General features: G+C 73.0%; 10 protein-coding genes. 6 read left to right on the top strand and 4 right to left on the bottom strand.

The features are described from left to right. Positions 1-28: 28 nt before the first annotated feature. The 6 genes from BS80_RS06060 (at position 29) to BS80_RS06035 (ending at position 7,004) form a co-directional block, all read left to right on the top strand. Complete coding sequence (locus BS80_RS06060; RefSeq protein ID WP_035794114.1) at positions 29-1,240, top strand: ROK family transcriptional regulator; 1,212 nt, start codon at positions 29-31, stop codon at positions 1,238-1,240. A 95-nt stretch (positions 1,241-1,335) separates the two neighbouring features. Further along, positions 1,336-2,694 (top strand): ABC transporter substrate-binding protein, encoded by a 1,359-nt coding sequence (locus BS80_RS06055; RefSeq protein WP_051966158.1) that lies wholly within the window; start codon positions 1,336-1,338, stop codon positions 2,692-2,694. A 22-nt stretch (positions 2,695-2,716) separates the two neighbouring features. Beyond that, a complete protein-coding gene (locus BS80_RS06050; protein ID WP_035794113.1) occupies positions 2,717-3,697 on the top strand; it encodes a carbohydrate ABC transporter permease in 981 nt (326 codons plus the stop codon). Positions 3,698-3,708: 11 nt separating this feature from the next. Further along, the gene (locus tag BS80_RS06045; protein ID WP_035794112.1) at positions 3,709-4,611 is read left to right on the top strand and encodes a carbohydrate ABC transporter permease; all 903 of its coding nucleotides are present in this window, start codon (positions 3,709-3,711) and stop codon (positions 4,609-4,611) included. Beyond that, positions 4,611-5,897, top strand: a complete 1,287-nt coding sequence (locus BS80_RS06040; RefSeq protein ID WP_035794111.1) for a 6-phospho-beta-glucosidase — start codon at positions 4,611-4,613, stop codon at positions 5,895-5,897. The genes BS80_RS06045 and BS80_RS06040 overlap by 1 nt, the downstream gene beginning before the upstream one ends. 69 nt (positions 5,898-5,966) lie before the next feature. Next, positions 5,967-7,004 carry an N-acetylglucosamine kinase gene (locus tag BS80_RS06035; protein ID WP_035794110.1) on the top strand — a complete coding sequence of 346 codons (1,038 nt, stop codon included), beginning with the start codon at positions 5,967-5,969 and terminating at the stop codon, positions 7,002-7,004. 14 nt (positions 7,005-7,018) lie between these two features. Here the strand turns inward: BS80_RS06035 and BS80_RS06030 are convergent, their stop codons facing one another. The 4 genes from BS80_RS06030 to BS80_RS06015 all read right to left on the bottom strand — a co-directional run bounded on the left by BS80_RS06030 (position 7,019) and on the right by BS80_RS06015 (position 14,212). Beyond that, the gene (locus BS80_RS06030) at positions 7,019-11,080 is read right to left on the bottom strand and encodes a Pls/PosA family non-ribosomal peptide synthetase (protein ID WP_083974307.1); all 4,062 of its coding nucleotides are present in this window, start codon (positions 11,078-11,080) and stop codon (positions 7,019-7,021) included. Between the two features lie 186 nt (positions 11,081-11,266). Next, a complete protein-coding gene (locus BS80_RS06025) occupies positions 11,267-12,769 on the bottom strand; it encodes an MFS transporter (RefSeq protein ID WP_083974305.1) in 1,503 nt (500 codons plus the stop codon). A gap of 168 nt (positions 12,770-12,937) precedes the next feature. Further along, entirely contained in the window at positions 12,938-13,495 is a 558-nt protein-coding gene (locus BS80_RS06020) for a helix-turn-helix domain-containing protein (RefSeq protein WP_035794109.1), read from the bottom strand. Positions 13,496-13,846: 351 nt separating this feature from the next. After that, a complete protein-coding gene (locus BS80_RS06015) occupies positions 13,847-14,212 on the bottom strand; it encodes a hypothetical protein (RefSeq protein ID WP_035794108.1) in 366 nt (121 codons plus the stop codon). Positions 14,213-14,285: the final 73 nt, after the last annotated feature.

Below are 14,285 nucleotides of genomic sequence, written 5' to 3'. Positions count from 1 at the left end.
TCCCGGCCGACGGAGGAGGATTCAGCACGTGACCGACACCACCCGCCCCACCGCCGCCTCCGCCACCTCCGCACCGCGCCCCGGCACCCCGAGCCGACTCCGGGCGATCAACGACCGTGCCGCGCTCGACCTACTGCTGGAGCACGGCCCGCTCTCCCGGACCAGGATCGGCACCCTGACCGGGCTCTCCAAGCCCACCGCCTCCCAGCTGCTGGCCCGGCTGGAGGCGGCCCACCTGGTGGTCCCGGTCGGCACCACGGCCGGTGGCCCCGGCCCCAACGCCCAGCTGTACCAGGTCAATCCGGCCGCCGGATTCGTGGCCGGACTGGACGTCAAGCCCACCCACACGCTCTTCGGGGTGGCCGACATCACCGGCCGCACCCTCGCCGAGCACCTGGTCCCCACCCCGCCCCGACAGGCCGCCGGCACCGTCCAGCGGCTCGCCGACGGACTCGCCGAGACGGTCCGCCGGGCCGGGCTGGCCCCCGGCAGCCTGAGCGAGATCGTGATCGGCACCCCCGGCGCACTCGACCCGGCCACCGGCAAACTCCGCTACGCCGCCCACCTGCCCGGCTGGCACTCCCCCCGGCTGCCGGCCGAGCTCCAGGCCGCACTGGGTGCGCCGGTCTCGATCGAGAACGACGTGAACCTCGCCGCCGTCGCCGAGCGGGTGCTGGGCAGCGCCCGCGGCTGCGAGGACTTCGTGCTGCTCTGGGCCGAGGAGGGCATCGGCGCGGCGATCATGATCGCCGGTCAGCTGCACCGGGGCTTCACCGGCGGCGCCGGCGAGGTCGGCTACATGCCGGTGCCAGGCGCCCCGCTGATCCGCAACGTCCGCCGGGAGAACTCCGGCGGCTTCCAGGAGCTGGCCGGTGCCGACGCGGTGGTCGCGCTGGCCAAGCAGTACCGGCTGGCCGGCCCCACGGCCGAGCACGCGATCGCCGCGGCGCTGGAGACCCCCGGCGCGGGCGACGAGTTCCTCGCCGTGCTGGCCAACCGGCTGGCCACCGGGCTGGCCGCGATCGTCGCGGTGATCGACCCCGAACTGGTCGTCCTCTCCGGCGGCATCCCCACCGCCGGGGGTGAGCGGCTGCGCGACCTCGTCCAGGAGGAGCTGACGGGGCTGGCCGTACCGCGCCCGCAGCTGCGCAGCAGCACCGTCCCGGGCTCCCCCGTCCTGCACGGCGCCCTGCAGCGCGCCCTCACCGCCGCCCGGGAGACGGCCTTCACCACCGGCTGACCCCCACCCCCTCCCGCACCCCTCTCCTTCCCCCATTCCACACCCGGGCCGGCAGGCGATGACGCCTGCCCCGGTGTACCCCCAGGAGGCCCTCCGTGCCCAGCTCCCGCACCTCCGGACGCACCCGCAGACTGGCCGCCGCCGTGAGCCTGAGCGCCACCGTCGCGCTGCTGGCCGGCGCCTGCACCGGCACCGACTCCACCGGCAGCGGCGACGACTCCGCCAACGGCAAGGACGTCACCATCACCTTCTGGCACGGCTGGAGCCAGGACAACGAGACCGGCGCGATCAACGCCAACATCGCGTCCTTCGAGAAGCTGCACCCGAACATCCACGTCAAGGTGGTCGCCAACATCTCGGACGACAAGAGCGAGCAGGCGCTGCGGGCCGGCGGAGCCGACGCGCCGGACGTGGTCTCCTCGTTCACCACCGACAACGTCGGCAAGTTCTGCGACTCCAAGGTCTGGGCCGACCTCACGCCCTTCCTGAAGAAGGACGGCATCGACCCGGCCGCCACCTTCCCCGCGCCGATGCTCAAGTACAGCCAGTTCCAGGGCGACCAGTGCTCACTGCCGCTGGAAGGCGACGCGTACGGGCTCTACTACAACAAGACGGCGTTCGCCGCCGCCGGCATCAGCGCACCGCCCAAAACGCTGAGCGAGTTCGACGCCGACGCCGTCAAGCTCACCATCGCCAAGGGCGACGGCTACCAGCAGCTCGGCTTCATGCCGAACTACCACGGCTACGAGTCCGCACCCTCGCACTACCTCAGCCAGTGGGGCGCCGGTTACTTCGGCCCGGACGGCAAGTCGAACCTCGCCACCGACCCGTCCGTGGCGGCCATGCTGACCTGGCAGAAGAACCTGATCGGCCAACTCGGCGGCTTCGACAAGCTGGAGAAGTTCCGCACCTCCTTCGGGGACGAGTTCAGCGCCAAGAACCCGTTCGAGACCGGCCAGGTGGCGATGGCCATCGACGGCGAGTGGCGGACCGCCTCGATCGCCGACGACAAGGCCTCGCTCGACTGGGCCACCGCGCCCTTCCCGGTGCCGGACGCCCTCGCCTCCAGCTACGGCCGCGGCTACCAGACCGGCACCATCGTCGGGATCGCCCAGGGCAGCACCAAGCAGGCCGCCGCCTGGCAGCTGGTGAAGTACCTGACCACCGACACCGACGCGGTGGTCAGCTTCGCCAACGCCATCCACAACGTGCCCAGCACCATCGCCGCGCTCAACTCGCCCAAGCTGGACGCCGATCCGAACTTCAAGACGTTCCTGGACATCGCCCGCAACCCCAACTCCACCACCACGCCCGCCAGTATCAACGGCGGCGCGTACCAGGTGAGCCTGCAGAACCTCGGCTACGACGTGGAGAGCGGCAAGCAGACCGATCTGGCGGCCGGTCTCGCGGCCACCGCCAAGGAGATCGACGCCGCCGTGAACCAGGCCAAGTGACGGCGGCGGGTGACACACGCTCATGGCACTCGCATCCGGCTTCCGTAGGACCAGCACCGCTCTGCCCGTCCCGCCGGCGCTGCGTCGCAAGCGCCGCCGGGAGAGGGCCCGCACGCTGGGCTTCCTCTCCCCCTGGCTGATCGGCTTCGGCGTCTTCTTCGTCTACCCGCTGCTCTCCACCGTCTACTTCTCCTTCATGAAGTACGACGGCTTCCGGGCCCCGGTCTTCACCGGGCTGCGGAACTGGACCTACGTCTTCAGCGACTACCCGTTCTTCTGGGAGGGGTTGCGCAACACGCTCTGGCTGGTCGTGGTGATGGTGACGCTGCGGGTCGTCTTCGGCCTGGGCATCGGACTCCTCGTCACGAAGATCAAGAGTGGGCTGGGCTTCTTCCGCACCGCGTTCTACCTGCCCTACCTGGCACCGCCGGTGGCCGCCACCATCGCCTTCGCCTTCCTGCTCAACCCCGGCACCGGCCCGGTCGACCACTACCTCGGCAAGCTGGGCCTGCCGCAACCGGGGTGGTTCAACGACCCGAGCTGGTCGAAGCCGGCCCTGACGATGCTCGCGGTCTGGGGCATCGGCGACCTGATGGTGATCTTCATGGCCGCCCTCCTCGATGTGCCGACCGAGCAGTACGAGGCCGCCGAACTCGACGGCGCCGGGCCCTGGCAGCGGTTCCGCTACGTGACCTTCCCCAACATCTCGCCGATCGTGATGTTCGCGGTGGTCACCGGCGTGATCCAGACCATGCAGTACTACACCCAGGCGATCGTGGCCGGCCAGGTCGCCAGCGGCATCATCGGCGGCTCCGGCGAGCAGTTCGAGCCGGGCTACCCGAACGGCTCGACCTGGACCCTGCCGCAGATGGTCTACAACCTGGGCTTCCAGCGCTTCGACACCGGCTCGGCCTGCGTGGTCGCGCTGATCCTGTTCACCATCTCGATGGCCTTCACCTCCCTCCTGCTGCGCCGCAGGTCCGGGTTCCTGACCGAGGACTAGGAGCGTCCACCATGACCGATGTCCTCAGCACGCCCGTCAGCCTGGCCGCACCCGGTGGCGCCCGCAGCGCCGCGGCCCGGCCGGCCCGGCGCCGCGCGGCACTCCAGTGGGTCGCCGTGCACTCGGTGGCCGTGGTCGCCGCGCTGTTCTTCCTGCTGCCGTTCGTCTTCGTCTTCCTGACCTCGGTGATGACCGACCGCCAGGCGCTCACCTCGGACTTCTGGCCGCAGCACTGGGAGTGGGGCAACTACGCCAAGGCATGGGAGACTCCGGGGTTCCTCACCTGGTGGCGCAACACCCTGGTCTACGCGGGCGCGGGCACCGTGCTGACCGTCGTCTCCAGTGTTCCGGTCGCCTACGCACTCGCCCGATTCCGCTTTCGCGGACGTAATCTGGCACTGATGGCGGTCATCTCGATGATGATGCTGCCGCCGCAGGTGACGGTCATTCCGATGTACCTCTTCTGGGCAAAGCAGCTGCATCTCACTGGTACGCTCTGGCCGTTGATCATTCCGATGGCCTTCGGAGACGCCTTCACCATCTTCCTGCTGCGGCAGTTCCTCCTGACGATTCCCAAGGAGTACGTGGAGGCGGCCCGGATCGACGGCTGCGGGGAAGTGCGAACCCTGCTCCGAGTGATCCTGCCGATGGCCAAACCGGCCGTCGCGGCGGTCGCGCTCTTCCAGTTCTTCTACTGCTGGAACGACTACTTCGGGCCGCAGATCTACTCCAGCGAGAATCCCGGGGCCTGGACGCTCTCCTACGGCCTGGAATCCTTCAAAAGCGCGCACCACACCAACTGGAATCTCACCATGGCAGCAACCCTCCTCGTCATGGCACCCGTCATCGTTCTGTTCTTCTTCGCACAAAAAGCCTTCATCGAAGGCGTGACACTGACAGGGGTCAAGGGCTGATGTCTCTCAAACTCTCCATTGTCGGCGGCGGTTCGACGTACACGCCCGAACTCATCGACGGATTCGCGCGGTTGCGCGACTCCCTGCCGATCGCCGAACTCGTCCTGATCGACCCGGCCGCCGAACGCCTGGAGCTGATCGGCGCGTTGGCGCGGCGGATCTTCGCCAAGCAGGGCCACCCGGCCAAGGTCAGCACCACCACCGACGTGGACGCCGGCGTCCAGGGCGCGCACGCCGTCCTGCTCCAACTGCGGGTCGGCGGGCAGGCGGCGCGCAACCGGGACGAGACCTGGCCGCTGGAGTGCGGCTGCGTGGGCCAGGAGACCACCGGCGCGGGCGGGTTGGCCAAGGCGCTGCGCACCGTACCGGTCGTTCTGGACATCGCCGAGCGGGTCCGCCGGGCCAACCCGGACGCCTGGATCGTCGACTTCACCAACCCGGTCGGCATCGTCACCCGGGCCCTGCAGAGCGCCGGTCACAAGGCCGTCGGACTGTGCAACGTGGCCATCGGGTTCCAGCGGAAGTTCGCCCGGCACCTGGGCGTCGCACCGGAGTTGATCCAGCTCGACCATGTCGGCCTGAACCACCTGACCTGGGAGCGCGGGGTCACCCTGCTGGACGCCCCGGGCGCGAGCACCGGGCGCGAGGTACTGCCGGAGCTGCTGGCCGGCTTCGGCCAGGAGATCTCCGAGGACCTGCACCTGCCGCTGCCGGTGATCCGGCGGCTCGGCGTGGTGCCCTCCTACTACCTCCGCTACTTCTACCAGCACGACCTGGTGGTCGAGGAGTTGAAGGTCAAGGGCTCGCGCGCGGCCGAGGTCAGCGCGATCGAGAAGCAGCTCCTGGAGCTGTACGCGGACCCGACCCTGGACACCAAACCGGAACTGCTCGCCAAGCGCGGCGGAGCCTTCTACTCGGAGGCCGCGGTCAACCTGATCGCCTCGCTGCTCGGCACCGACGGCGGCACCAGCGTGCAGGTGGTCAACACCCGCAACGACGGCGTGCTGCCCTTCCTCCCCGACGACGCGGTGATCGAGGTACCGGCCGAGGTGGACGCGGACGGCGTGCGCCCGCTGCCGCAGCGCCCGGTCGAGCCGCTCTACGCGGGCCTGATCGCCGGCGTCACCGCGTACGAGCAACTCGCTCTGGAGGCAGCCCTCAAGGGCGGCCGCGACCGGGTCTTCGACGCCCTGCTCGCCCACCCGCTGGTCGGCCAGCTCGAACTGGCCGACCAGTTGACCGACCGCCTGCTCGCCCACAACCGCGAGCACCTGAGCTGGGCCTGACGGCCGGCCTCAGGTCCTGTCACAGCCCCGGTCGGGACGGCCGGGGTCACGTACGAGCGCGGGGAAACGATGGACCACCACCTGCCTGAACCACTCCTGCCCGGCGTCCTGGCCATCGACGCCGGGAACAGCAAGACCGACGTCGCCCTGATCGGTGCCGACGGCAGTCTGCTGGGCACCGCCCGCGGGGGCGGTTTCGCGCCGCAAGTGCTCGGCCCGGAGGCGGCCGTCGCCACGCTGGCGCCGCTCGTCGCGGCGGTCGCGGCGCAGGCCGGCCTGCCGGTCGGCGCGGTGCTCGCCAACCATGTCAGCGCCTGCCTGGCCAATGCCGACCTCCCCTTGGAGGAACGGCTGTTGGAGGACGCCATCGCGGCGCACGGGTGGGGGCGCAGCAGCGCCGTGGCGAACGACACCTTCGGCCTGCTGCGGGCCGGCACCGACACCCCGCGCGGGGTGGCGGTGGTCTGCGGGGCCGGGATCAACTGCGCCGGCCTGCTGCCGGACGGACGGACCGCCCGGTTCCCCGCGCTCGGACACCTGACCGGCGACTGGGGCGGCGGGGCCGGGATGGCCGCCGAGGCGATGTGGCACGCGAACCGGGCGGAGGACGGCCGCGGGCCCGGCACCGCGCTGGCCCCGGCCATCGCCGCGCACTTCGACCTGCCCAGCGCCGGGGCGGTCGCCGAGGGGGTCCACCTCGGACAGCTCGCGCCGACCCGGCTGCACGAGATCGTCCCGGTGATCTTCCGCTGCGCGGAGGACGGCGACCCCGCCGCACTGGAGCTGATCGACCGCCAGGCCGACGAGATCGTACGGATGGCGCGGGTCGCCCTGGCCCGTCTCGGGCTGCTGGACGGGCCGGCGCCGCTGGTGCTCGGCGGCGGGGTGCTGGCCGCCCGGCACCCGCTGCTGCTGGACAACCTGACCGCGCGGCTGCGGGCGGTCGCCCCGTACGCCGAGCCGCGGATCGTCACCGCGCCGCCGGTGCTGGGTGCGGCCCTGCTGGGCCTGGACCGGCTGGCCCAGGCCCAGCAGGGCGGCGGCCCGGACGCCCAGCGGCGGCTGCGCGAGGCGTACGCGGCTCCGGCGGCGGCGGTGGCTGCTTAGGCTCCTGCTGCGGTTCAGGACCTGGTGGCGGCCCGTTCGCGCGGTCGGGCGGGTGCCGGGCGGCGGGTGGGAGCCGCCGCCCGGTGCCGTCCGGCCGTCGGGCGGCGCTGCGCGCCGATGACCGGGTGCGGCTGCCCCGGCAGGTGCGCGGCCGCCTGCTCGGACGGCCAGGCGGCCACCGGGTTGCCCGTCCACCGGCTGTCGGCCGGGACCTCCTCGCCGCGCATGACCAGCGAGGACGCCCCCACCGACGTGCCGTCGCCGACCCGCGAGCCGGGCAGCACGATCGTGTGCGGGCCGAGCGTGGCGCCCGCGCCGACCCGGACCTCGTCCAGCCGCATCACCCGGTCGTGGAAGAGGTGGGTCTGCACCACACAGCCCCGGTTGATGCTCGCGCCGTCCTCGATCCGGATCAGGTCGGTCTCCGGCAGCCAGTGCGTCTCGCACCAGACGCCGCGCCCGATCCGCGCGCCGAGCGAGCGCAGCCAGATGGTCAGGAACGGCGTCCCGATCAGCGTCCGGCCCAGCCACGGCATCGCGAGCTCCTCCACGAAGGTGTCGTGCAGCTCGTTGCGCCACACGAAGCCGGACCAGAGCGGGTGCTCGCCGCCCCGGAAGCGTCCGACCAGCAGCCACTTCGCCGCCGTCGAGAGCAGGCAGGCGGCAACGCCCGCGCCGATCAGGACCAGCCCGCCGAACGCGGCGCCGGCCGCCAGCCCGCCGGAGTCCACCAGCTGCTGGATGCCGACCACGGCCAGGTCGCCGAGGACGACGGTGAGGATCACCGGCAGCAGCCGACAGAGCTCCACGGCCGCCCTGGCCAGCACCAGCCGGCGGGCGGGCGCGTAGGTGCGGGCGAGGTCGCCGGCCTCGGCGGTCCGGGGCAGCGGCAGGCCCGGCCGGCCCAGCCAGGACGAGCCCGGCTCGGCCCGCTCGGGAGCGTCGGAGAGCACCCCGACCAGCGCGTCGTCCGGCAGCTCACGGCCCGGTCCGACGATGCCGGAGTTGCCCACGAAGGCTCGCCGGCCGATCCGTGCCTCGCCCAGCCGCAGCCAGCCGCCACGCACCTCGAAGGGCGCGACCAGCGTGTCGTCGGCGAGGAAGGCGCCGTCGTCCACGGTCATCAGCCCGGGCAGCGTGAGCACCGTGGAGGACTCCACCCGGCGGCCGACCCGCGCGCCGAGCAGCCTCAGCCAGACCGGCGTGAAGAGGCTCGCATAGAGCGGGAAGAGCGAGCCGCGCGCCGTGTTCATCAGGCGGCTGACCGCCCAGGTGCACCAGGCCACCTTGCCGTGCGCGGGGTGCAGGCCGGGCCGGATCGGAGCGCTCAGCAACCGGACCAGCACCACCACCAGACCCGCGTAACAGGTCATCGAGAGCAGCGCGAGCAGCGGGGAGACCAGCAGCAACTGGACCAGCACGGCGCGCAGCGAGCGGTCCGCGCCGACCAGGGAGAAGACGATCGCGATCGACGGCAGCGCCGCGATCAGCGGCAACAGGCTCAGCAGCGGCAGGGCGCCCGCGTAGGCGAGGTTCCAGCGGCGGGAGCGGCGGTGCTCGGGAGCTGGCCACTGCGTGGCCGGGTGCGCCCCGTCGACGCGGCGGGCGGGCGAGCCGTGCCAGCTCTCGCCGGCCGGCACCTCGCCGAGCACGCAGGCACCGGCGGCGACGTCGGCGCCCGCACCCACCCGGGCGCCGGGCATCAGCATGGCGCGGGTGCCGACCCGTGCGCCGTCGCCGACCTCGACGCGACCCAGGTGCAGGACGTCGCCGTCCAGCCACCAGCCCGCCAGGTCCGCCTCCGGCTCCACCGAGCAGCCGGCGCCGAACCGGCCCAGGCCGGTGACCGGGGGCATCGCGTGCAGGTCGGCGTCGCGGCCGACCCGGCAGCCGAGCGCCCGGGCGTAGTGCCGGCCCCAGGGCGTGCCGAGCAGCGCGGCCAGGTTGAACAGGGCGACGGCCCGTTCGGCCGTCCACAGGCGCAGGTGCACCGCGCCACCGCGCGGGTAGCTGCCGGGGCGCAGACCGAGGGTCAGCAGCCGGGCCGCGGTGCTGCCGAGGACGAGGCGGCCGACCGCGCTGGAGAGCAGCAGCCAGCCCGCGACGATGATCCACCAGGGCGCGTGCGGCGCCCAGGGCAGGCGGCCGGTCAGGTTGTCCACGGCGGCCAGCGCGAGCACCCAGCGCAGGCCGCTGACGGTGAAACTCGCGGTGAGCACCAGAAGTTGGACCAGCCCGGCCCGGCGGGGCGTCGGGCGTACGGTGCGCGGGGGCAGCGCCGGTGCCGCGTCGGCGGTCGCGGGTCGCAGCTCGTCCAGCCGGGCGGCCAGGTCGAGCAGACCGGGGTGGCCGTACACGTCGGTGACCGAGACGCCGGGGTGGTGCTCGCGCAGCACCGAGACCAGCTTCGCGGCGGCCAGGCTGGTGCCACCGAGCGTGAAGAAGTCGCTGTTCGCGCTCACCGGCAGCCCGAGCAGCTCGCGCCAGGTGGCGGCCAGCTGGACGGCCGTGCCCGACAGCGTGCCGTCGGCGGCGGGTTCGGCCACCGCGAGCGGCCAAGGCAGCGCGTTGCGGTCCACCTTGCCGGAGGTCTTGGTCGGCAGGTCGTCGACCAGGGCGAGCACCGGCACCAGTGACTGCGGCAACCGCCCCAGCAGCAGGGCGCGCGCGGCGGCGGTGTCGAAGGGGGTGTCCGCGCGCTCGGGCACGAGGTAGCCGACCAGCAGTTCACCGCCGGCCGCGGTTCTGCGGACGGCCGCGGCGGCGGCCCGGACCCCGGGCAGCGCCTGCAACGCGGCGTCGATCTCGCCGAGTTCGACCCGGCGGCCGGCCAGCTTGACCTGCTCGTCGGCGCGGCCGACGAAGACCAGGCCCGCCGGGTCGGCCTGCACCAGGTCGCCGCTGCGGTAGACCCGGGGACCGTACAACCAGGGGTGCGGACGGAACTTCTCGGCGTCCTTGGCCGGGTCCAGGTAGCGGGCGGCGCCGACGCCGCCGATCAGCAACTCGCCGGTCTCGTACCAGGAGACCGGCTTGCCCTCGCTGTCGACGACGGCGATCTCCCAGCCGTCCAGCGGCGCGCCGATCCGCACCGGCTGCCCCGGCGTCAGCAGCGCGGCGCAGGCCACCACGGTGGTCTCGGTGGGGCCGTAGGTGTTCCACAGTTCGCGGTGCGGGGCAGCCAGTCGGTCGACCAGCTCGGCGGGGCAGGCCTCGCCGCCGAGGATCAGCAGCCGGACCCGGTCCAGGCACTCGACCGGCCAGAGCGCGACCAGGGTCGGCACGGTGGAGACCGCGGTGATCCCGCGTTCCACCAGCCAGGGCCCGAGGTCGGTGCCGGCCCGGACCAGCGAGCGCGGCGCGGGCACCAGGCAGGCGGAGTGCCGCCAGGCGAGCCAGATCTCCTCGCAGGAGGCGTCGAAGGCCACCGACAGGCCGGCCAGCACCCGGTCGCCCGGGCCCAGCGGGCGGTGGCGCAGGAAGAGCCCGGCCTCGGCGTCCACGAAGGCGGCCGCCGAACGGTGGGTGACCGCGACGCCCTTGGGGCGGCCGGTGGTACCGGAGGTGAAGATGATCCAGGCGTCGTCGTCGGGCGTCGGGCGGCCCGGGCGGCCGCCGGGACGGACGGACGCGCTGGGCGTCAGGGCGAGGCCGGCGCCGATCACCGCGCAGACCGCGGCGTCGGACCAGATCAACTCGGCCCGCTCGTCCGGGTCGTCCGCGTCCACCGGCACGTACGCGGCGCCGACCCGCAGGACGGCCAGGATGGCGAGGTAGAGCGCGGCGGTACCGGAGGGGACCCGGACGCCGACCCGGTCACCGCGTCCGATCCCGGCGGCGGCCAGTCGCCCGGCCAGCCGGTCGGCCTCGGACAGCAGCTCGCGGTAGTCGAGCAGCACGCCGTCGGCGTCGAGCGCCGCGGCCTCGGGGCGGAAACGGGCGGCCGCCTCCAGGACGTCGACCAGCGTCCGCACCGGACGGGCGGGTGCGACCGGCCACACCGCGCCGCCCCCCGCTCCAACGGTCTGCGCGCCGGGGGCGTACTGGTGGGCCGCCTGCTGTTCCACTGCTGTCATCAACCTTGCTCTCGCCGGGTGCTGTTCGGGGCGGCGCGGCGCGGCGGACGAAGGTCCGCCACGCGGCGGGGCGGATGGGCCCGGTGGCAGAGATGTCGTTCACGTACCACCGGTTCCACCCGCCCCAGGCCTACCAACGGAGCGTAGGGGGCAGGGCGTTGCAACAACGACCAATCGGACATTTGTTTAGGAAAGACTCATCTCCCCCTCACCTTCAGTTCGACGTGCGGGTGCTTGGGGCGTATGCACGATCGATGCCTGCCGGGGTTGGCGGGTGAGCGGGGGCGCGGGGGCGCCGGTGAGCGGGGGCGCGGGGGCGCCGGTGACGACCAGGGTCCGCACGCCTCGGGTGCCCGCCGCCGCTGCCGTCACCACCAGCACCAGGAGCGCCCCGACCAGCAGCGTGGCACGGGCGCCGAACCGGTCCGCCAACGGGCCGGCCGTCATCTCGCCGAGTGGCATCGCGAGGAACGAGCCGAGCGCGTCGAAGGAGTACACCCGGGCCAGCCGGTCCGCCGGGACGTTCTCCTGGAGCGAGAGGTCCCAGGCCACCGCGAACCACTCCAGCGCGAAACCGCAGACGAACAGCGCCGCGGCGAGCACCGCCACCCCCGGCCGCTGCGCCAGGACCAGCAGCGGTAGCGCCTCGAACGCCACCGCGGCCACGCCGAGCAGCAGCGCCCGGCGCACCCGCAGCCGCGCCACCAGGCCGCCGGCCGCCAGCGCGCCGGCCATCTGCGCGGCCAGCGCGAACCCCCAGGCGGTCCGGCCGATGGTGGCGTCGGCGATGCCCGGGCCGATCACCAGGAGGCCGCCGGCCACTGCCGCGTTGACCACCATGAACTGCAGGACCACCACCCAGACCCAGCTGCGGGAAGTGAACTCCCGCCATCCGGAGCGCAGTTCGGCGCTCAGTCGGGCTTCGCGAGGGCGGGGGCGGGGGCGTCGGCGGGTAGGGGGGTAGGGCGGGGCAGGGGGGCAGGGGCGGGCAGGGGCGGGGGCAGGGGCGGGGGTAGGGGCGGGGGCAGGGGCGGGGGTGGCTGCGGGGACGGCGCCCCGGACGGCGAGGTAGCAGCAGGAGCCGGCCAGGAAGGACGCCGCGTCGACAGCCAGCGCCCACCCCGGACCGGCCGTCGAGGCCAGCAGGCCGCCGAGCGAACTCCCGGCGATCACGCCGATGTTCATGCCCATCCGGGCCAGCGCGTTGGCCGGCCGCAACTCGTCGGCCGGCACCGTCTGCGGGGTCAGCGCTGCCGCCGCGGGCAGCGAGAGGGCGGCGAGCACGCCGTTGCACAGGCTCAGCACGAGAAGCAGCGGCAGCGAGGCGAAGCCGAGCAGGACGCTCAGCGCGAGCACCCCCTGCACCACGGCCGACCCGAGCGCCGACCCCTGCAGGATCAGCGCCCGGCGGACCCGGTCGGCGAGCACCCCGCCGAAGAGCAGCGCCGCCACATTGGCCAGCGATCGCATCCCGACCACCAGCCCGAGATCCCCGAGCGAGCCGGTGAGGTCCAGCACGGCGAAGGACAGCGCCACGGGCGCGAGGGCGTTCCCGAAGAGGGTGAAGGTGCGCCCGGCGGCGAGGAAGCGAAACGCGCGATGCCGCAGAACGGCCCGCACGGGCAGCGGGGTCCGCGTGGGGGGTGCGGAGAGCGCGGGGAACGCGGGGAGCGTTGGCGGGTCGGTCATGGCAGCAGGATGGTGCGCACCCGAGGCGACTGTCAAAGAGTTATTTGGGGGTAGCCGGGGGTCGGCCCGGCCACCTCGTTGGCACAACTCGACTGGCGGATGACGGATAGCAGATAACGGCTGACAGATGACGTCATCTGTCAGCCGTTAGCCGTTAGCTGCTATCCGTCATCCGTCGGCTGACAGTCCTTCCCCCGAGTCCAACTCGAACAGCACCACCGTCGCCGCCACCCGCACGGCGCCCAGCTCGTGCGGAGGCCTGGCCGCATCGTGCAGCAGACAGCCCAACTCCCGGGCCATGGCAAGGGCTTGGGCCCAGGCATCCGGAGTGACCCAGAGCTCGGCGTCGGTCAGTGCGTCGGGGGCGCCGACTACCCGCTCGGCCGTCCGGCGCCGCAGTTCCTCGGCCAGGGCTGCGGCGAGCAGCTGGTGCTCAGCCCGCGAGGTGGCCCCGACCCGCTCCCCGCTCTCGGGGTCGTGGCGGTAGCGCTTGGCCCGCCCGCCCCGGACCGACACCTCCTCCACCACCTCCAACAGCCCGGCCGCGTGCAGCCGGCGCAGGTGGTAGCTGACGTTCGCCTGGGTCTCCCCCACCTCCCGCGCCGCCTCGGCCGCGCTCATCGCGTGCCGGGTCAGCAGCGACAACAGCCGCAGCCGCAGCGGATGGGCCAACGCCCGCAGGCCCTCGGTCCCCTCGGCCGCCTCGCCGGTTCCTCGTTCGGTCACGGCAGCAGCATGACCGCCGCCGTCCCCACCGTCAAAGATCCAGCAGGCGGGAGGCCGGGGCGCGAAGGTGGCCGACAGTCAACGCCGACGCCGGACCGACGTGTCCGAAGTTGCTGTCCACGAGAGCGGGGGACCATCGCGACAGCGTCGAGACCACCCGCACGACGGCTGCGGGATCCGGGTGGTCGAGGCTGAAGACCGCCACCGGGGCCGCCGGTACGAGTCCCTCCGGCCATTCCTCGAAGAAGATGTCGTCGCCGGTGTCCGCGATGACACCGCCACCGCCGTCACCACCGCCGGCGCCACCACTCGCCGGTTCCTGTCCGGGGCGGCGGGCCGGGTGTCAGTGGCTTAGCGCAGGTCGGTGAGTTCGGCCGCGAAGACCGTGCCGAGGGGCTCGGGGCCGATGTACTGCTGGCAGTTGCACGGGCGGGGTTCGTACCGGAGTGGCTTGCGCTCGGCGTCCCAGGCCGTGGGGGCCTCGACGACCTCGTGGCACTTGCCCTGCTTGTCGTGCTTGGCCAGGTGGTGGGTGCAGCCGCAGACCGGCTCCGGCGGGCGGTGGGCCGCCTCCAGGGCGAGGCGCTGGCGCTCGTCGGCCTGGAGCAGTTCCAGCTTGCGCTGGTGACGGTGCTTCAGCGCGTCCCGGACGTTGTGGACGATCCAGTTGCCGCCGATGAGCAGCGGGATCACCGCAGACCACAGCCAGTCACCCATTGCCGTACCTCCCCCGTCAGACCGATGACTCCAGGCTACCGACGCTCGGCGGCACCGGGAACCAGCGAGGAGC

Origin of the sequence: Kitasatospora mediocidica KCTC 9733 (assembly GCF_000744225.1) — a bacterium.
In the GTDB taxonomy this organism is placed as follows: domain Bacteria; phylum Actinomycetota; class Actinomycetes; order Streptomycetales; family Streptomycetaceae; genus Kitasatospora; species Kitasatospora mediocidica.
Note: the sequence above shows the minus strand (reverse complement) of the source record. Positions and strands in the feature narration are given on the sequence as shown.

Coding starts and splice junctions, on each gene's coding strand:
- BS80_RS06050 (WP_035794113.1), top strand. CDS start 2,717: ATGGCACTCGCATCCGGCTTCCGTAGGACCAGCACCGCTCTGCCCGTC.
- BS80_RS06035 (WP_035794110.1), top strand. CDS start 5,967: ATGGACCACCACCTGCCTGAACCACTCCTGCCCGGCGTCCTGGCCATC.
- BS80_RS06040 (WP_035794111.1), top strand. CDS start 4,611: ATGTCTCTCAAACTCTCCATTGTCGGCGGCGGTTCGACGTACACGCCC.
- BS80_RS06015 (WP_035794108.1), bottom strand. CDS start 14,212: ATGGGTGACTGGCTGTGGTCTGCGGTGATCCCGCTGCTCATCGGCGGC.
- BS80_RS06045 (WP_035794112.1), top strand. CDS start 3,709: ATGACCGATGTCCTCAGCACGCCCGTCAGCCTGGCCGCACCCGGTGGC.
- BS80_RS06025 (WP_083974305.1), bottom strand. CDS start 12,769: ATGACCGACCCGCCAACGCTCCCCGCGTTCCCCGCGCTCTCCGCACCC.
- BS80_RS06030 (WP_083974307.1), bottom strand. CDS start 11,080: ATGACAGCAGTGGAACAGCAGGCGGCCCACCAGTACGCCCCCGGCGCG.